Raw genomic sequence first — 17,975 nt, 5'->3', positions numbered from 1 at the left:
CGAAATAGACACCTGTAATCATAGGAAAACAACAATGGACCTTTCAAGCCTGCTGCTCTTCATCCCCGCCTGCTTCGCCCTGAACATGGCGCCGGGGCCGAACAACCTGCTGTCGCTGCACAACGCCAGCCGCTATGGCCTGCGCACGGCCTGCGTGGCCGGCGGCGGGCGCATTCTTGCCTTCAGCGGCATGATTGCCTTGGCGGCCATGGGCCTGGCTGTGGTGCTGCACACCAGCGAATACCTGTTTCTGGCGATCAAGGTGGTGGGCGCGGCGTACCTGTTCTACATCGCCTGGCAACTGTGGCGCGCACCGGTGGGCGAGGCGGTGGTGGCAACCGACCACCCGCGTGGCACCTGGCGCCTGGCACGCCAGGAGTTCTGGGTGGCGGCCGGTAACCCCAAGGCCATTCTGATTTTCACTGCGTTCCTGCCGCAGTTCGTCTCCGTCGGCAGCGCCACCCCGGTGAGTGAGCAGTTCCTCTGGCTAGGTGTGTTGTTCCTGCTGCTGGAGTGGGCGGCCATTGCCATTTACTCAGGCCTGGGCGCCTACATGCAGCGCTGGTTCAGCCAGCCCGGCCCACGTCGCCTGTTCAACCGGGTCAGCGCCTCCCTGCTGGGTTGCGCCGGCCTCGGTCTGCTGGCCGCGCGCCGCTAGAACTGCCAGCGTACGCCCAGGTTCACGCCGCTGGTTTCCTGCTGGCGGCTGTCCAGGTTGGTGGTGTACTGCACGCCGCCATGCAGGCTCAGCGCTTCGTTGACCTGCGCAACCACGCCGCTTTCCAGTTGCACCGAGGTATAGCGGTAGTCGGTCTTGATCTTGTCCACGCCGTCGAAGGTCAAGGTGTCGCGGCCACCGTCGCCGTGCCACAGGTTGACCTGCGCATAGGGCTGTAGCAGGCGGCCGCTGCTGCCCGTGAAGGCACCTTCCAGACGCATACCCAACCGGCCGGTAAGCTCGACCTGGGCGTCATGGCTGATGCGCGAGACGCTGTCGCTGGCGCTGTCGAGCGAGACCTTCTGCGCGATCAGCTGGGCTTGCGGTTCCAGGGTCCAGCGTTCAGACAGGGCGATGGGGTAGCCGGATTCCAGCGAAGCGGTCCAGGCGTGGCCGTCGATGTTCAGCTTGTCGCCACGGTCGGAGCGGGCACGGCCATTGAGGCTGGTGTACTGCAGTACTGCATCCAGGTATTCGCCTTGCGGCCCGACCAGCGTCCAGTAAGTGCCGGCGCTGTCGCCATCGAGCCGCAGGTCGCCGACGCTACGGTCTTCCACGGCAAGGGCGAAACCTTTGACGTCGGCGTCCAGGCGGCTGTGGCTGACGTAGATGCCGACATGCTGGCGGTAACCGTTTTCGCCAACCTTGGCGTACAGGTCCTGGCCCACCTTGAAGCCGTACAGGTCGCCATCCAGGCTCGGGCTCACCGTGCCGCTCCATTGCTGGCGCAGCGCACCACCATAGGCCTGGCCCCAACTGGCGGGCAGGGCACCTTCACCTTTGAGCAACTGCTGGTCGCCCTGGCGCTGGTGGAAGGTGCCCAGTGCCTGGCGGGCGATGATCGCGGCACCCCGCGGCGCTACGGCATACACCGGCACCTCAGGGCGGTACAGTGGCAGGCTTTCGCCTTGCACCGGTGCCGGCAGGTCGACCTGGCCGGGCGCAGGGGCCGCGACAGGTGGCGTGGTGGCCGGGGCGATGACGGGTGGCTCGCCTGGTTCCGTTGGCTGGCTCGGCTCACCCGGCTGGGTTGGTTGATTTGGCTCTTCGGGTTGTGGCACCGGGGCCGGAGCGGGTGGCGCGACCAAGGTCGAGCGCAGGTACCAGCTGTTTTCACTACCCGCAGTCACGCCCCCTTTGAACAGCCGGTAGTCGAAGGCTCCGGCCGAAAGCTTCTGGGTCTGGACGAAGGCGGTGGCAGTGCTGGTTGCGCCGTCACGCGCCTCGACCACCTGGATGCCGTTCCGGGACGTCACCGCACCTGCGCCGCCCAGGTTATTGACTTGCAAGCGAGTACTGCCGTTGATCGTACCGCGGCTGACGACAAGTCGGTCAGACGCTGCATCGTCACCGGCGAGTACGCTGTTGACACGTAGCAGACCGTTATCGCCCTCAAAATTGCCGTTTATAGTCAGTCGGCCCTGGGCGTCATTACCCGTGCTGAGGTCTATCAACCCGGCATTGAGCACGGTTGCGCTTTGCCCTTCGCCCTTGGCGGTGATCGTGCCTTGACGGGACAGCAGTGCGCTGCTGTCATCGATGATCAGGTCACCGGTGCCAGTGCCGTCGTCACCGAGGATTAGTGTGTCGTCGAGCGTGAGATGGCTGTTATCGAACAGGCCTATGGCCTCCCAGTTCACATACCGCGCTCCACCGTCGATCTGGCTTCTTTCGAACACCAGGCTATCGCTGCCAGGGCCCCCATCCAGGACAGTGATCAATGTGTCCGAGTCGAGACCCGTGATATTCGCTTGGTCGTCACCTGGACCCATTGTTACCGGACCGCCGATGCGCCCGCCCGACCAGTTGAAAATGTCGTTATCGTTGCCAGCACGTATCTCACCTTTGAGCGTACCGCCGCTGATGGTGATCTTGTCCACGCCGCTACTGGTACTGATATCACCACCGATGTTGCCGCTATTCAGGATAATCGTGTCTCTGCCAAGGCCACTGACAACGTTGCCAACAACGATTGTTTGAGTATGGTATTTCTCGATGTCTTCGGACATTACAAACGTGTTGTCAGCGAGCTTGAGGTCTACCCGGCCAATGCTCCCGCCTTTGAACGTGGCCGTGTCACCATCTTCAAAGGCGCCCGTGATGGTGCCGCTGGTCATTGTGAACGTGTCCATGTGACCGCCTTGGTTCAATGACCCTAGCGTGCCGCCAGACATGGTGAACGTGTCCTCGCCATCGCCTTGTTGCAATGACTGGACTGTACCGCCGCTGATGGTGAACTGGTCAACAGCAGGGGTCTGCACAGTGGCGCCCAGGTTTTCACCCGGTGAAACCGTCAGGGCTTGGGCATGAGACAGCAAAGGCAGGGTCAGCAGGGGAAATGCAACAGGCAGCAGCAAGCGGGGGCAACGCATAGGCAGGTCTCCGTGTCCATTGAAGGGACCACTACCTGAAACAACGCCAGTGCGGCGGCTTCGGCCCTGCCTGAGTTGAATGTATTGTGCGGTGAGGGGACAACTGGCAAAAATGCTAGGTGGCCCGTGGCTATCAGTCGCGATAGAAGGTTTGCACCAGGTGGTAGCCGAATTTGCTCTTGATAGGCCCGTGCACCACGCGCAGGGGCTTCTTGAAGATCACCTGGTCGATGGCGCCAACCATCTGCCCTGGGCGGATTTCACCCAGGTCGCCGCCGCGCTTGCCCGATGGGCAGGTGGAGAACTTTTTCGCGAGTACGTCGAAAGCCTCGCCGTTGGCGATGCGCTGCTTGAGCTTTTCGGCTTCGTCAGCGGTCTTGACCAGGATGTGGCGGGCTTGGGCTTTCATGGGGTACCTGTGCTTCGGGGGCAAAAAGAATGCATTATGCCTGATTGAACCGATTAGAAGTGCTTGCGCGGTCCTTGTAGGAGCGGCGTTGTGTCGCGATGGGCCGCAAAGCGGCCCCAGTTTTTCAGCTTCGCAGCACAGATTGCCGGGCCGCTTCGCGCCCCATCGCGACACAAGGCCGCTCCTACAGGGACCGCGCCAGGCTTCAGATTTGCAATTCCACGCGATCACGAAACTGCTCCAGCGCCTCCGGGTTGGCCAGTGCATCGGTGTTCTTCACCGGCAAGCCATGCACCACATTGCGAATCGCCAATTCCACCAGTTTGCCGCTGATGGTACGCGGGATGTCGCTGACCTGGGCAATCACCGCCGGCACATGTCGGGGCGTGGTGTACTGGCGTATCACCTGGCGGATCTGCTGGCGCAGGGCCTCATCCAGTTGCAAGCCATCCCGCAGGCGCACGAACAGCACCACCCGCACATCGCCGTTCCAGTCCTGGCCGATGGCCACGCTTTCCACGACCTGCTCGACCTTTTCCACCTGGCGGTAGATCTCCGCCGTGCCAATGCGCACACCGCCGGGGTTGAGTACGGCATCGGAGCGACCATGGATCAGCATGCCACCGCTGGCAAGCTGCTCGGCGTAGTCGCCCTGGGCCCATACCCCCGGAAACTGGCTGAAATAGGCGTCATGGTAACGGCTGCCGTCAGGGTCGTGCCAGAACCCCAGCGGCATGGAGGGGAAGTTCTGGGTGCACACCAGCTCGCCTTTTTCGTCCTCTACCGGCTGGCCATGTTCGTTCCACACTTCCACGGCCATGCCGAGCCCCTTGCACTGGATTTCGCCACGGCGCACCGGCAGGGTCGGGTTACCCAGTACGAAACAGCAGAGGATATCGGTACCACCAGACATCGACGCCAGGCACAGGTCACCTTTGATCTTGCCGTACACATAGTCATAACTATGCGGCGACAGGGGCGACCCGGTGGACAGCAACAGTCGCAGGCTGGCCAGGCGGTGGCTTGCTGCTGGCTCAAGGCCCGCCTGTTCAAGCGCGGCCAGGTACTTGGCGCTGGTACCAAAAGCCTGGATGCCCTCGGCATCGATCAGGTCCAGCAGGCGCTCGGGGCCCGGGTGGAAGGGCGAGCCGTCGTACAAGACCAGTGTGGCACCCACCGCCAGGCCGCTGGCCAGCCAGTTCCACATCATCCAGCCACAGGTGGTGTAATAGAACAGCACGTCATCGGCCTTCAGGTCATTGTGCAGGCCATGTTCCTTCATATGCTGCAGCAGCACGCCGCCGGCACGGTGGACGATGCACTTGGGTACGCCGGTGGTGCCGCTGGAATAGACGATATACAGGGGGTGGTCAAAGGGCCGCGGGGTGAACCGGGGCTCGCCACCGGGCTGGAAGAAGTCATCCCACAGGCTGACGCTGGCAGCCTGAAATTCGTCTGTACGCGTACCGCTCCGGGTATGCGGCACCACAATCAACCGCTCAAGACCAGGCAGTTGCGCGCACACCTGGTTGACCTTGTCTACCTGGTCGATGACCTTGCCGGCGTACTGGTAGCCGGCGCAGGCTATCAACAGTTTGGGCCCGATCTGGCCGAAGCGGTCGATGATGCCGTGCACGCCGAACTCGGGCGAGGAAGTGGACCAGACTGCGCCGAGGCTGGTGCAGGCGAGCATCGCGATCAGGGTTTGCCAGGTGTTTGGCATCACGGCGGCCACCCGGTCGCCGGGCACGATACCGGCGGCCTTGAACGCGGTTTGCAGCCCGGCCACCTGTGCAGCCAGTTCGGCATGCGTGAACACCTGGCGCTGGCCATCTTCGCGCACGGCGACCACGGCCGGGCGGTCGTCGCGGCGGCGTAGCAGGTGTTCGGCGAAGTTGAGGGTGGCGTTGCTGAACCACTGCGCATCAGGCATCTGCGGGCCTTCGCTGAGCACCTTGCTCGGCGGGGTATGCCAGTGGACGTGAAAATACTCGGCAAGGGTTTGCCAGAAGGCGGGCCGCTGTTCGATGCTCCAGCGGTGCAGCGCCTGGTAGTCGTTCAGTTGCAGGTTGTAACGCAGGTTGACCCAGCGGCGGAAGGCGTCCATCCGGCTGGCTTCGATCTGCGCCGTGGAGGGGCGCCAGAGCACATCGTTCATGCCGAACCTCCTGTATCTACTGCTAGCGGCTATCTACTGTAGGAGCGGCCTTGCGTCGCGATGGGCCGCGCAGCGGCCCCGGCAATCTGTGCTGCGAAGCTGAAAATCTGGGGCCGCTGTGCGGCCCATCGCGACGCAAGGCCGCTCCTACAGGGGTACTGCATTTACTCTACTTTAGCCTTTTGCACGTCCTGCGACGCCGACCACACGCGGTAGCGCACCTCGACATCTTTCGGCGCATACACCACCACCGGCAACTTGCTGTTGTAGCGCAGCATGAAGCCATCACCGACCACCGGCACAAAGGCCTTGGTCTTCTTGCCGTCCGGGCAGGCCATCAGCGTGCTGACCGGGCCGCTGACCTTGTTCAGGCGGTAGTAGTTGTAGCCCCAGCCTTCCAGGGTACGTTCCTCAAGGCTACCGCCCAGACGCTGGCGGTTGCAGTCCACCAGTAGGGTCTTGCCGGCGATGATTTCCAGTTGGTAGGCCGACTCGTCAGCCTGGGCGGGCAGGTGGATGACCTGCCGGGTGAAGCCTTTTTCCGCCTCGGGGTAGGGCGCGACGTCCTTCAGTCTGGCTGCAGACGCCTGTGCGGCAGCAGCCATAGTCAGGGCCAGAATCGCGGTCATTGGGGTTGGGCGCATAGGGCCTCCTTGCAGATAAACGAATGCGAGAGCGCCGCCAGGCCCAGGCCGCCCGTCACTGGGCCAACCAGCCACCATCGACGTTCCAGGCAGCACCGCGAACCTGGCTACCGGCCTCGCTACACAGGAATAGTACCAGTTCACCCAGGTGCTCGGGGGTGACGAAGGCCAGCGACGGCTGTTTTTCTGCCAGAAGATCGCGTTGCGCTTGCAGCGGATCGCCACCGATGGCAGCACGATCGTCGATCTGCTTCTGTACCAGCGGGGTCAGCACCCAGCCTGGGCAGATGGCATTGCAGGTGACATTGCTGGTGGCAGTTTCCAGGCCCACCACCTTGGTCAGGCCAACCACGCCGTGCTTGGCCGCCACGTAGGCCGCCTTGCCGGTCGAGCCGACCAGACCATGCACCGAGGCGATGTTGATGATGCGCCCCCAGTTGCGCGTGCGCATGCCGGGCAGCGCCAGGCGTGTGCCATGGAACACGGCCGAGAGGTTGAGGGCGATAATCTTGTCCCAGCTCTCGACCGGGAACTGCTCGACCGGCGCTACATGCTGGATACCGGCGTTATTGATCAGAATGTCGACGTCGCCAAATTCGCGTTCGGCCAAGGCGAACAAGGCTTCGATCTGCGCCACGTCCGACAGGTCGGCGGGGTGATGGATAACCTTCACCCCGTGCCGGGCAATTTCTGCTATTGCCGCTGCCGGGTCGCCAAAGCCATTGAGTACGATATTCGCGCCAGCGCGGGCCAACACCTGGGCGATGCCCAGGCCGATGCCGCTGGTGGAGCCGGTTACAAGTGCGGTTTTGCCGTTGAGGGTCATGCAAAGCTCCTTTTGCCGTACCTGGGGTAGTCATTGAGGCTGTCGCTGTCATGCATGGGTAAAATCCTGAATTCTTTGATAGCAGGGCCGGCCTCTTCGCGGGTAAACCCGCTCCCACAGGGATCCCACAGCCCTGAGGATTTGTGGTGACCCTGTGGGAGCGGGTTTACCCGCGAAGAGGCCAGGCCTGTAACCCTAACCCCTGGGGTCAAACGCCTCCCGCATGGCATCCCCGATAAACACCAGCAACGACAAGATCACCGCCAGTGCAAAGAACGCGGTAAAGCCCAGCCACGGCGCCTCCAGGTGCTGCTTGCCCTGGGTCACCAACTCACCCAGCGAAGCGCTACCGGCCGGCATGCCGAAACCCAGAAAATCCAGCGCGGTGAGCGTGGTAATCGCCCCGGTCAACATGAACGGCACATACGTCAGCGTCGCATTCATGGCATTGGGCAAGATGTGCCGCAGCATTACCTGACTGTCTGGCAGCCCCAACGCCCGGGCGGCCTTCACATACTCAAGGTTGCGCCCACGCAGGAATTCGGCACGCACCACGTCGACCAGGGTCAGCCAGGAAAACAGCGCCATGATCCCCAGCAGCCACCAGAAATCCGGCTCGACAAAACCACTGAGGATGATCAGCAGGTACAGCACTGGCAACCCCGACCACACCTCCAGCAGGCGCTGGCCAAGCAGGTCGACCCAGCCGCCGCGGTAGCCCTGCAGGGCGCCAGCCGCTATGCCAATCAGCACGCTGACCACGGTCAGGGCAAAAGCGAACAGCAACGATACCCGTGTGCCATACAGTACCCGGGCCAGCACGTCGCGGCCCTGGTCATCAGTGCCCAGCCAGTTGCTCGCGCTCGGCGGGCTGGGCGTAGGCACTTGCAGGTCATAGTTGGGGGTATCGGCGCTGAACGGGATTGGCGCGAACAGCATCCAGCCGCCCTGGTCGGCGATCAGCTGGCGCACATAGGCGCTGCGGTAGTCGGGCTGGAACGGCAACTGGCCGCCGAACTGCTGCTCGGTATAGCGCTTGAGCGCCGGGACGTACAGCTCGCCCTTGTAGCCCAGCAGCAGCGGCTTGTCGTTGGCTACCAGTTCAGCGCCCAGGCTCAGCAGCAGAAGGCCGGCGAACAACCACAGCGAAACCCAGCCGAGGCGGTTGCGGCGAAAGCGTTGCACGCGACGGCGCGATAACGGCGAAAGCATCAGTGCGCCCTCGTGTCGAAGTCGATGCGCGGGTCGAGCAAGGTGTACGACAGGTCACCGATCAGGCGTATCAGCAGCCCGGCCAGGGTGAAGATGAACAGCATGCCGAACACTACCGGGTAGTCCCGCGACACGGCCGCCTCGTAGCTCATGCGGCCCAGGCCATCGAGCGAGAAGATCACCTCGATCAGCAACGATCCGGCGAAGAACACCGTGATCAGCGCCTGCGGCAGCCCGGCCACCACCAGCAACATGGCGTTGCGCAACACGTGGCCATACAGCACGCGGCGCTCGCTGAGGCCCTTGGCCCGGGCAGTGACCACGTACTGGCGAGAAATTTCGTCGAGGAAGGCGTTTTTGGTCAGCAGCGTGAGGGTGGCGAAACCGCCGATTACCAAGGCACCGACCGGCAGCACCAGGTGCCAGAAGTAGTCGGCAACCTTGCCCAGCAAGCTGAGCTCGTCGAAGTTCTCCGACACCAGGCCGCGCACCGGGAACCAGTTGAGCGAGGTGCCGCCAGCGAACAGCACGATCAGCAGCAGGGCGAACAGGAATGAGGGCAGGGCGTAGCCGACCACAATCAGTGCGCTGCTCCAGGCATCGAAGCGGCTGCCGTGGCGTACTGCCTTGCGGATGCCCAACGGGATCGACACCAGGTAGGTGATCAGCGTGGCCCACAGGCCCAGCGACAGGGTGACCGGCAACTTGTCGAGGATCAGGTCGGTGACCTTGGCGCCGCGGAAGAAGCTGTTACCAAAGTCCAGCCGGGCATACTGGCCGAGCATCAACCACAGACGCTCGGGGGCAGACTTGTCGAAGCCGTACTGGCGTTTGATCTCTTCGATCAGTTTCGGGTCCAGGCCGCGGGTGGCCCGCGACTCACTGTGCACCACCTCGGCCCGCGCACCGGGTGCGCCACCGCCTATGCCTTGCAGTCGCGCCACGGCCTGCTCCACTGGGCCACCCGGCGCAGCCTGGACGATGGCGAAATTGACCAGCAGGATTGCCAGCAGTGTCGGGATGATCAGCAGCAGGCGGCGCAGGATGTAGGTGGTCATGGTGAAAATTTCCGGCGTTCGGCCATTTGCGCGTTGGTGAGCGCGGTGGGGCTGACCTCCCACCAGGTGTCCAGGCCTTCGTCATAGGTGGCCTGGACCTTGGGCAGGCCGAAGCGGTTCCACCAGGCGGTGGAGCTGCCTGGCGGGTAGTAGTTGGGGATCCAGTAGTAATTCCATTGCAGCACCCGGTCCAGGGCATGGGCATGGGCCAGCATGTCGGCCTGGGTGCCGGCGCGTACCAGGCCGTCGACCAGGCGGTCCACGGCAGGGTCCTGCAGCACCATCAGGTTGTTCGAACCGGGGTCGTGGGCCGCTGCCGAGCCAAAGTAGTTGTACAGCTCGGCACCGGGCGACAGGGTGACCGGGTAGCCGGTCACGATCATGTCGTAGTCACGCGCCATCAGGCGGTTCACGTACTGGGCCGCGTCGACATTGCGAATGTTCAAGGTCACGCCAATCTGGGCCAGGTTGCGTTTCCACGGCAGCAGCAGGCGCTCCATGCCCGCTTGGCCATTGAGGAAGGTGAACGTCAGCGGCGCGCCTTGGCTGTTCACCAGGCGGTCACCTTCGGGATGCCAGCCGGCCTGTTCGAGCAGGTCCAGGGCCTGCAGCTGCTGCTTGCGGATGATCCCCGTACCGTCGGTGACCGGGGCGGTGAATACCGTGCTGAAGACTTCATCCGGCACCTTGCCACGCAACGGCTCCAGCAGCTTCAGCTCGCGGGCATCCGGCAGCTGGCGCGCCGCCAATGGGGTATTGGAAAACACGCTCTGCTGGCGGATGTACATATTGCGCATCATCTGCCGGTTGCTCCACTCGTAGTCCCACAGCATGCCTAGCGCCTGGCGTACGCGCCGGTCCTTGAACTGTGGCTGGTCGAGGTTGAACACGAAACCCTGGGCCACCTGCGGTTTGGCCGGGCCCAGGTGGGCGCGTTGCAGGCGGCCATCGTCCAGTTGTGCGCCGTTGTAGCCCAGGGTGTAGGCGGTGGCGGAGAACTCGCGGTTGTAGTCGTATCCGCCACCCTTCAGTACCTGGCGCGCCACTTCGGTGTCGCCGAAATACTCGATGCGCAGCTTGTCGAAATTGTAGCGGCCACGGTTGGCTGGCAAGTCGCGGGCCCACCAGCTTGGGTCGCGCTCGAAGGTGATGCTGCGGCCGTTGTCGATGCGCCCGATTCGGTACGGCCCGCTGCCGACCGGCTTGGCGAAGCCGGCGCCGTTGGCGAAGTCGCGCTGCTGCCAGTCGTGTTCGGGCAGCACCGGCAGGCTGGCGAGGTCCAGCGCCAGGGTGCGGCCGTGGTTGGGTTTGAAGTCGAAGCGAACGCGTTGCGGGCTTTCCACGGTAACCCCGGCAACGTCGGCGAATTGGGTGCGGTACTTGAGGCTGCCTTTGCTCATCAGCAACTCGAAGGTGAAACGTACGTCTTCGGCGCGCACGGGTTTGCCATCGGCGAAGGTGGCGCGAGGGTCTATTTCGAAGCGCAGCCAGGCGTCATCCGGGCCGCGCTCCATGCGCCGGGCGATCAGGCCATAGACGGTGTAGGGCTCATCGAACGAACGCACGGCCAATGGCGCGTAGAGCAGGCCATCGACTTCGCTGACGCCGATGCCCTTGTCGATGTACGGCAGGATATGGTCGAACTGGCCGATCTCGATGGCCGAGCGGCGCAGGATGCCGCCTTTGGGGGCAGTGGGGTTTACGTAGTCGAAGTGCTGGAAGCTGGCGTTGTAGCGGGGGGCTTCGCCGTAGACGGTGAGGGCGTGGGTGGGGGCGGCCTGGGTGTTGAAGGTAAAACACAGCAGGAATAGACAGCACAGTACATGTGGGAGCGGGTTCACCCGCGAATGCGCCAGATCAGGCAACGACGTTGCATGAACGGACGCATTCGCGGGTGAACCCGCTCCTACACGGGGCATGAGCAGCTACTGGCTACTTAGTCCTGGCGGCTGGTCACTTCGAGCAGGTGGTAGCCGAACTGGGTTTTCACCGGGCCTTGCACGGTGTTGAGCGGGGCGCTGAACACCACGGTGTCGAACTCCTTGACCATCTGGCCTGGGCCGAACGAGCCCAGGTCGCCGCCCTGGCGGCTGGATGGGCAGGTGGAGTTGGCTTTGGCGATTTCAGCGAAGTCGGCGCCTGCTTCGATCTGGGCTTTCAGTTCGTTGCACTTGTCTTCGCTGGCAACGAGGATGTGGCGGGCGGTTGCACGGGCCATGGGTACTGCTCCTTGGGGGTAAAAAAGGCAAGCCTAGCGCACTTGTTCAGGAAATGTCTCGCAAGGCTTGCAACCCGCTTCCTACAGTTTTTGTGCCGCCTCACGCAACAGGGTTTCGGTCGAGGCCCAGCCCAGGCAGCCGTCGGTGATCGACACGCCGTATTTCAGTGCGCCTTTGCCCAGCGCCTGGCAGCCATCGAACAAGTGCCCCTCGATCATCACGCCAACGATCGAGCGGTCGCCGGCCAGGCGCTGCTCCAGCACATCGTTGAACACCGCTGGCTGGCGCGCCGGGTCCTTGCCGCTGTTGGCGTGGCTGCAATCAACCATGATCCGTGCCTGCAACCCGGCCTTGGCCAGTGCCTGGCGGGCCATGGCGATACTGTTGGCATCGTAGTTCGGGCCCTTGTGGCCACCGCGCAGTACCAGGTGGGTGTCCGGGTTGCCCAGGGTTTCGATGATTGCCGGGTGGCCCTGCGCGTCCATGCCGAAGTGGCGGTGCGGGTGGGCGGCGCTGCGCATGGCGTCGCTGGCGATAGCAATGCCGCCGTCCGTGCCGTTCTTGAAGCCTACCGGCAGTTCCAGGCCACTGACCATTTCGCGGTGAATTTGCGATTCGGTGGTGCGCGCGCCAATCGCGGCCCAGGCCAGCAGGTCATCGAAGTAGCCGGCGGCCACAGGCTGCAGCAGTTCGGTGGCAATCGGCAGGCCGCGTTCGATCATGCTCAGCATCAAGCCACGGGACAAGGCGATGCCCGAGTGCATGTCGTCGCTGCCATCAAGGTGCGGGTCGTAGGCCAGGCCTTTCCAGCCCACCGTGGTGCGGGGCTTTTCGACGTAGGCGCGCATCACCAGCAACAGCTTGTCGTCGACTTCGCGGCTAAGGGCGGCCAGGCGGTCTGCGTATTCCAGGGCCGAGCGTGGGTCGTGGATCGAGCAGGGGCCGACAATGACCAGCAGGCGCTGATCGCGGCCTTCGAGGATGTCACGGATGGCCTGGCGGTGAGCATGGACTTGCTGGGCCAGTTCGGTAGGCAGCGGCATCTGCTGCTTGAGCAGGTGTGGGCTGGGCAGGCGCTTGCTGACGGTGGTGTTGGCAGCTTGCGGTTGGGTCAGGGCGAGGTTGGAAGCTTGCATGGCGTTTTTCCCTGGGCGGACAGCGGGTTCTGGCCCGCGTGGTCGGCCCTATCGAGGTGTTCGACAGATCGTTGAATTCGTATTGGCTGCTGCATTGCCACCTGTAGAAGACCGATCGGAGGCGGCAGGCTGGCCCGAACGGGATTGGCTAAATCGCCAGGCATAGGTGTTTGCGTAGTAATAAGTGGCGTAGTTCATGGATCTGTCCTCAATATGAATCGGTGTTGTTCAAAGGCCTGAAAAGCAAAACCCCCGGTCGGGGAGCCGACCGGGGGTTTGAGTATTCTCATGTTCGGCGGCCCCTCGAAGGTGGGCGCCGTGTGGGTATCGGCGCCTAGTGGCTAAACCAATACCCAAAGTAATAGCTGGCAGGCGCCACGCAGCCGGCAACGGCCAGCACAGGGCGCAGGTTGCGACCGGTGTGGTTGGCGTGGTTGCGGGTGTTTTTTGGCATGTTGCTCTCCAGTGAATGAGCCCGAGCTTACTTCAGTTCAGCCGGGCCATTCAATGGATAAATGCTATGGGGGTGATCATTTATTTTTGTACTAATTGGTTCAATGGCCATAGCGCCCGACCAGGCTCTGCGCCCCCAGGGCATGGCCTTGCAGCAATTGCAGCAGGCCGCTGTGGTCGAGGTCTGCCGGCAGGGTGCCCAGCGGCAGGTCGGTGGCGATCAGGGTCAGTGCGTAGTGGTGTGGGTTGTCGCCGACGGGTGGGCAGGGGCCTCGATAGCTTTGGGTGCCACGCGAGTTGCGCCCCACGGTTATGTACTGGCCGCTGAGCCCGGCCGTGCCTTCCTTCAGCCCATCCTGTTCAGGGTCGATGTTGTAGGCGATCCAGTGCACTGTGCCGATGCCCTTACCACCGTCCGGGTCGAACATGATCAGGGCCAGCGACTGGGTGCCATCGGGGAGGTTGTCCCAGCTCAATTGCGGGGTGCGCTCTTCGCCAGCGCCGCAGGCCGGGTCCTGCCCCACTTGCTGCAAGGCGATCACGCCGCCGTCAGTGAACGATGAGGAACTGATCGAGAGCGCCCCCTGGTTGCTGCCGGTGGCCAAGGCAGTACACGGCAGCAGGGCGGCGAGCAGCCAGGGTTTGAGGTTCATGGCGAATCCTTGGCAGGGCGATGGGGCGCAGTGTAGCCCAGGCCAGCGTCAGCGGCTGTCCTGGTCCTCGGCAGTGCCACCGCTGTGCCCGGCACCGGAGCCTGTGGCTTCGCCGGTGCTGTTGGAGCCGCCACTGGCGCCGTCGGCGGCGTCGGAGTTGCTGCCGGTATCGCTGCTATCGTTGCTTTTGCCACCGCCGGGGCTGTTGACGCTGCTGCCTTCGCCGGCGGTCTTGCCCCCGTACTGGTCGGTTTGCGGGTGGCTGTCGGTGTTGGTATCGGTATTGGTGTCGCTGGCGGCGAAACTGGTGCCGGTGAGGCTGGTGAGGGCGAGGGCCAGGCACAGCGAGAGTGGGCGAATGCGGATCATGGAACGTCTCCTTTGCGGATGATCTGTCATTCGTTTGGCCGGGGGCGGGGGGCAGGGTGCCTTCAGGGCGACGGGTGGTAACTTGAGCGGGGGCCGCTGTGCGGCCCCCTTGGCTCAATGGGTTTCGCTACGAGGAGCCTGCACAGGCTCGGTGGGCTCCAATGGCGGATGCTCCTGCGCCGCATGCATCAGGTCTTCGGTCACCCGCAGCTCGGCGCCGGTCGGCGAGAAGGTGGTCGAAGCGGTGAACGGCGCCGGGTGCTCTGCCGCCGGGCGCTTGCCCCGGCGCCACAGGAAGAAGCACACCATGGCCAGGTTGACCACGGCAAAGGCCCAGAACAACCCGGCCTCGCCAAACTCGGTCATCATCGGCGAAATCGCCACCGGCGCCATGGCCGAACCCAGCGAGTTGATCAGCAGCAGGCCCTGGATCATCGGCACCAGGGCATCGGACGGCGCCCGGTCGGCCGCATGGCTGACCGCCACCGGGTACAGGGTGAACACGCCACCGCCCAGCAGGAACAGCATGGCCGGCAGCAGGACCGAGTCCGACGGCAGGAATACGGTGACCAGCGACAGCACCACGCACAGCGCAGCCAGGGCGATCAGCACATCCTGGCGGTCCTTGCGGTCGGACCAGCGCCCGACCGGGTATTGCAGCAGCATGGCACCCAGGATCACCCAGGCCATCATGTTGCCGACCTCACCCACCGCCAGGCCGATGCGCTGCAGGTACAGCGGCAACAGGGCATAGATGCCGGCAATGGCCACGCCGGAGCCAAAGCAGCCGACCAGGCCAGAAGGCGCCACACCCAGCAGTTGGCGAGGCTTGAGTGGTTCGACCTGGTCCAGCAGCGGCGACACCCGCGGCAGGATCACGATAGGCAGTACCGACAGGGCGGCCAGCACGCCAGCCAGCATGAAGGGAGCGGTGTCGCCAAGCTGGGTGATTTCACCCAGGCCAGCCTGGGCGATCACCCCGGCACCGTAGAAGGCAATCATGTACAGCGCCAGCAGGCGGCCACGGATCTTTGCGTCGCCGGCCAGCAGCAGCCAGCTTTCGATCACCAGGAACACGCCCACGGCTGCCCAGCCATTGATCAGGCGCAGCACCGACCACCAGGTGACGTCGTAGAACAGCCCCTGCAGCAGGATGGTCACGGCGATCAGCGAGGCGAAGCTGGTGTAGGCGCGAATATGGCCGATGCGCAAGATCAGCCGGTCGTTGAAGATGGCACCGAGGGTCAAGCCGATGAAGTAGGTCGACGAGACGACACCGATGGTGGTGGCAGACTCACCAGCAGCGCCCAGGCGCAGGGTGGTCAGGGAAGACATGAAGCCGTTGCCCAGGGCAATGATGAACAGCCCGAGCAGGGGCGCCAGCGCCATGGCCAGCAAACGCGGAGACATACGTACCTCTAGTTGGATAAGCGGAATGAGCGCCTCTTCGGACGCGCACACCAGCTCGACCCTACCAGGGGCAAGTGGTTGCACGGATGCGACCTGGGCAAGACTCAACCGCTGGACCCTGTAAGAGTTGGGCCGGGCGGGGAGGGTTGAGCCTATTGCACATGTGCGGTCATGTGTTCAGGCGCGGACTCTGTCATTGCTGCCGGTTGCCACCGTTCAAGGCGACGGGCGAAAAGGAAGCGCGATTCTACGGGCTTGGACGGTTTTGCCCAAGGGGCTTGGGCGTGCGACGAGACGCCGCAGTCCAAGGGCGACACGAATGTGTCTTTGGCAGACATCTTGGGGCACGCCCGCTCTCATAGAACTTCACATGACTAACTTATTTAGCGGTGACTCTGTGGGGACAACTGTCTTGCATAAGTCTTCTGGCCAGCACAGGCCCTTGTAGGAGCGGCCTTGTGTCGCGATGGGCTGCGCAGCAGCCCCGGCAATTTGTGCATCTGTGCGCAAACCCTGGGGCTGCTGCGCAGCCCATCGCGACACAAGGCCGCTCCTACAGGTTCTGTGCCTGCCTTGAAGGTGATGCAGGCCAGGTGGGAGCGGGCGAGCCCGCGAACACCGGCGAATCCGGTGCCATGCACCGCGTTGGATTCTTCGCGGGCGCGCCCGCTCCCACGGAGCCCCGGCTAACTTAAGCCGCTTCCCCAGTCGCGTGGGCTTGCTCAACAGCCATGCTCACTGGCGCCTCCTGGGCAATCACGACCTCACTGGCAAGCAGACTCCGCATCAAGCTATAGCCCGTCAGCAGCATATAGAACGCAATCGGCAACCCGACCACGATGCTGGCCATTTGAATAGCCAGCAACCCACCGGCAATCACCAGGCTGGCCGCAATCGCGCCTTCCAGCACACACCACAACACGCGTATCCAGTTGGGCGGGTTGATGCTGCCCAGCGAATTGAGCATGCACAGCACCTGTGTCCCGGCATCGGCGGCAGTCACGAAATGCACGGCCAGCAACAGGCAGATGATCACGCTCAGCACCGCACCCAGGGTCGGCCCATCCAGGCGGTCGAGCAGGGTGAACATCGCCGTGGTGGTTTCCTTGCGCGTGGCTTCGAGCACCGGGCCACCCTGGAACGGCCCGGCGGCGGCCTGCTCGGCGACCGGCAACTGCTGGTAGGCCTGGCGCGCCTGCTGCTCATCCTTCAGCGCAGTGCCACCAAACACCGCCATCCACAAGATCGTCACCAGCGTCGGTACCAGCAGGGCGCCGACCACCAGCTCGCGGATGGTGCGGCCACGCGAGATGCGCGCAATGAACAGCCCCACGAACGGGCCCCAGGTCATCCACCACGGCCAGTAGAAGGCGGTCCAGCTCTTCTGCCAGGCGCTATCGGCCTGGGCGTCGGTCCAGAAGCTCATGCCGATGATATTCTGCGCGTAGTCGCCAGCCGATTCGAACAGCAGGTTCATGATGTAGTTGGTCGGGCCCAGGCCCAGCACCACCAGCATCAACCCCAGGGAAATCCACATGTTCAGCGTCGACAGGCGCTTCATGCCGCGCGATACGCCAGCCACCAATGAAATCGAAGCGATCACGGTGACCACGGCGATGATGCTCAGCTTGAACGACAGGCTGACCGGGGTGCCGAACACCTGGTGCATGCCCATGTTGATCTGCTCCACGCCCAGCCCCAGCGACTGCGACACGCCAAAGGCGGTCACCGCGCCGCCAATGATGTCCACGGCATGGCCAATCGGCCCGTAGATGCGGTTGCCGATCAGTGGGTAGAGGATCGAGCGCAACGCCAGGGGCAGCCCTTCGCGGTAGGCAAAATAGGCCAGGCCCAGGCCGATGACGGTGAAGATCGCCCAGGGGTGCAGGCCCCAGTGCAGCAGGGTGATGCGCATGGCCATCGACGCGGCCTGGTCGGTGAGCCCAGGGGTGAACGGGTTGCTGGCGTAGTGCAGCACCGGTTCGGCCACCGACCAGAAGATCAGCCCCACGCCCATGCCGGCGCTGAACAACATGGCGATCCAGGCGGCAAAGCTGAATTCCGGCTTTTCGTCGGCACGGCCGAGCTTTAGGCTGCCAAAGCGGCTGAAGGCGATGAACACCAGCACCCCGAGAATGCCGCTGACCAGCGCCAGGTAGAACCATTTCAGGTGGTCGAGAATGGCGTCTGAGGCGCCTTTGAATACCCCGGCGGCCTGGTCGCCGTACGAGGCGCAAAGCACCACGAACGCCACGACAATGGAGAGCGACCCAACGGTCACAATGGGATTGAGGCCCTTGAACAGGCCTTCTTTTGCACGCATCGTCTATATCCTTCT

The 17,975-nt window shown here is 63.6% G+C and carries 15 protein-coding genes; 1 reads left to right on the top strand and 14 read right to left on the bottom strand.

What is annotated here, in order from left to right; translation table 11 throughout:
* Positions 1–34 precede the first annotated feature (34 nt).
* Positions 35–658 (top strand): LysE family translocator, encoded by a 624-nt coding sequence (locus ACIP1G_RS03390; protein WP_400733713.1) that lies wholly within the window; start codon positions 35–37, stop codon positions 656–658.
* Here the strand turns inward: ACIP1G_RS03390 and ACIP1G_RS03385 are convergent.
* The 14 genes from ACIP1G_RS03385 to ACIP1G_RS03320 form a co-directional block, all read right to left on the bottom strand.
* The gene (locus ACIP1G_RS03385) at positions 655–3,090 is read right to left on the bottom strand and encodes an autotransporter outer membrane beta-barrel domain-containing protein (protein WP_400733712.1); all 2,436 of its coding nucleotides are present in this window, start codon (positions 3,088–3,090) and stop codon (positions 655–657) included. The genes ACIP1G_RS03390 and ACIP1G_RS03385 overlap by 4 nt on opposite strands.
* Positions 3,091–3,223: 133 nt before the next feature.
* Positions 3,224–3,499, bottom strand: a complete 276-nt coding sequence (locus ACIP1G_RS03380; protein ID WP_013972552.1) for a peptidylprolyl isomerase — start codon at positions 3,497–3,499, stop codon at positions 3,224–3,226.
* A gap of 205 nt (positions 3,500–3,704) precedes the next feature.
* Complete coding sequence (locus ACIP1G_RS03375) at positions 3,705–5,657, bottom strand: acetoacetate--CoA ligase (protein ID WP_400733711.1); 1,953 nt, start codon at positions 5,655–5,657, stop codon at positions 3,705–3,707.
* 164 nt (positions 5,658–5,821) lie between these two features.
* The gene (eco, locus tag ACIP1G_RS03370; protein ID WP_400733709.1) at positions 5,822–6,301 is read right to left on the bottom strand and encodes a serine protease inhibitor ecotin; all 480 of its coding nucleotides are present in this window, start codon (positions 6,299–6,301) and stop codon (positions 5,822–5,824) included.
* A gap of 55 nt (positions 6,302–6,356) precedes the next feature.
* Positions 6,357–7,127 (bottom strand): 3-hydroxybutyrate dehydrogenase, encoded by a 771-nt coding sequence (gene hbdH, locus ACIP1G_RS03365; protein ID WP_400733708.1) that lies wholly within the window; start codon positions 7,125–7,127, stop codon positions 6,357–6,359.
* 195 nt (positions 7,128–7,322) lie between these two features.
* Complete coding sequence (locus ACIP1G_RS03360) at positions 7,323–8,339, bottom strand: ABC transporter permease (RefSeq protein WP_400733707.1); 1,017 nt, start codon at positions 8,337–8,339, stop codon at positions 7,323–7,325.
* On the bottom strand, positions 8,339–9,397 hold the full coding sequence (locus tag ACIP1G_RS03355; RefSeq protein WP_400733704.1) for a microcin C ABC transporter permease YejB: 1,059 nt from the start codon (positions 9,395–9,397) through the stop codon (positions 8,339–8,341). The genes ACIP1G_RS03360 and ACIP1G_RS03355 overlap by 1 nt, the downstream gene beginning before the upstream one ends.
* Positions 9,394–11,316, bottom strand: coding sequence for an extracellular solute-binding protein (locus tag ACIP1G_RS03350; protein ID WP_400733702.1), 1,923 nt, complete (start codon positions 11,314–11,316; stop codon positions 9,394–9,396). Before ACIP1G_RS03350 ends, ACIP1G_RS03355 begins: the two co-directional genes overlap by 4 nt.
* 17 nt (positions 11,317–11,333) lie before the next feature.
* Positions 11,334–11,615, bottom strand: coding sequence for a peptidylprolyl isomerase (locus ACIP1G_RS03345; protein WP_346646749.1), 282 nt, complete (start codon positions 11,613–11,615; stop codon positions 11,334–11,336).
* Positions 11,616–11,696: 81 nt separating this feature from the next.
* Positions 11,697–12,752 (bottom strand): 3-deoxy-7-phosphoheptulonate synthase, encoded by a 1,056-nt coding sequence (locus tag ACIP1G_RS03340; protein ID WP_400733699.1) that lies wholly within the window; start codon positions 12,750–12,752, stop codon positions 11,697–11,699.
* A gap of 554 nt (positions 12,753–13,306) precedes the next feature.
* Complete coding sequence (locus ACIP1G_RS03335) at positions 13,307–13,858, bottom strand: YbhB/YbcL family Raf kinase inhibitor-like protein (RefSeq protein WP_400733698.1); 552 nt, start codon at positions 13,856–13,858, stop codon at positions 13,307–13,309.
* A gap of 48 nt (positions 13,859–13,906) precedes the next feature.
* Positions 13,907–14,227: a hypothetical protein gene (locus tag ACIP1G_RS03330; protein ID WP_400733697.1), complete on the bottom strand. Its 321-nt coding sequence runs from the start codon at positions 14,225–14,227 to the stop codon at positions 13,907–13,909.
* Between the two features lie 114 nt (positions 14,228–14,341).
* Positions 14,342–15,637, bottom strand: a complete 1,296-nt coding sequence (locus ACIP1G_RS03325; RefSeq protein WP_400733695.1) for an MFS transporter — start codon at positions 15,635–15,637, stop codon at positions 14,342–14,344.
* Between the two features lie 691 nt (positions 15,638–16,328).
* The gene (locus tag ACIP1G_RS03320; protein ID WP_400733692.1) at positions 16,329–17,960 is read right to left on the bottom strand and encodes a BCCT family transporter; all 1,632 of its coding nucleotides are present in this window, start codon (positions 17,958–17,960) and stop codon (positions 16,329–16,331) included.
* Positions 17,961–17,975: the final 15 nt, after the last annotated feature.

It is taken from the genome of Pseudomonas sp. NPDC089392, assembly GCF_044749595.1.
Classification (GTDB): domain Bacteria; phylum Pseudomonadota; class Gammaproteobacteria; order Pseudomonadales; family Pseudomonadaceae; genus Aquipseudomonas.
This window is presented reverse-complemented; position numbering and strand designations above follow the sequence as displayed.

Excerpts from the sequence above, each read along its gene's own strand:
- ACIP1G_RS03355 (WP_400733704.1), bottom strand. The coding sequence starts at position 9,397 with ATGACCACCTACATCCTGCGCCGCCTGCTGCTGATCATCCCGACACTG.
- eco (WP_400733709.1), bottom strand. The coding sequence starts at position 6,301 with ATGCGCCCAACCCCAATGACCGCGATTCTGGCCCTGACTATGGCTGCT.
- ACIP1G_RS03360 (WP_400733707.1), bottom strand. The coding sequence starts at position 8,339 with ATGCTTTCGCCGTTATCGCGCCGTCGCGTGCAACGCTTTCGCCGCAAC.
- ACIP1G_RS03350 (WP_400733702.1), bottom strand. The coding sequence starts at position 11,316 with ATGCCCCGTGTAGGAGCGGGTTCACCCGCGAATGCGTCCGTTCATGCA.
- ACIP1G_RS03375 (WP_400733711.1), bottom strand. The coding sequence starts at position 5,657 with ATGAACGATGTGCTCTGGCGCCCCTCCACGGCGCAGATCGAAGCCAGC.
- ACIP1G_RS03325 (WP_400733695.1), bottom strand. The coding sequence starts at position 15,637 with ATGTCTCCGCGTTTGCTGGCCATGGCGCTGGCGCCCCTGCTCGGGCTG.
- ACIP1G_RS03385 (WP_400733712.1), bottom strand. The coding sequence starts at position 3,090 with ATGCGTTGCCCCCGCTTGCTGCTGCCTGTTGCATTTCCCCTGCTGACC.
- ACIP1G_RS03345 (WP_346646749.1), bottom strand. The coding sequence starts at position 11,615 with ATGGCCCGTGCAACCGCCCGCCACATCCTCGTTGCCAGCGAAGACAAG.
- hbdH (WP_400733708.1), bottom strand. The coding sequence starts at position 7,127 with ATGACCCTCAACGGCAAAACCGCACTTGTAACCGGCTCCACCAGCGGC.
- ACIP1G_RS03335 (WP_400733698.1), bottom strand. The coding sequence starts at position 13,858 with ATGAACCTCAAACCCTGGCTGCTCGCCGCCCTGCTGCCGTGTACTGCC.
- ACIP1G_RS03340 (WP_400733699.1), bottom strand. The coding sequence starts at position 12,752 with ATGCAAGCTTCCAACCTCGCCCTGACCCAACCGCAAGCTGCCAACACC.
- ACIP1G_RS03390 (WP_400733713.1), top strand. The coding sequence starts at position 35 with ATGGACCTTTCAAGCCTGCTGCTCTTCATCCCCGCCTGCTTCGCCCTG.
- ACIP1G_RS03330 (WP_400733697.1), bottom strand. The coding sequence starts at position 14,227 with ATGATCCGCATTCGCCCACTCTCGCTGTGCCTGGCCCTCGCCCTCACC.
- ACIP1G_RS03380 (WP_013972552.1), bottom strand. The coding sequence starts at position 3,499 with ATGAAAGCCCAAGCCCGCCACATCCTGGTCAAGACCGCTGACGAAGCC.
- ACIP1G_RS03320 (WP_400733692.1), bottom strand. The coding sequence starts at position 17,960 with ATGCGTGCAAAAGAAGGCCTGTTCAAGGGCCTCAATCCCATTGTGACC.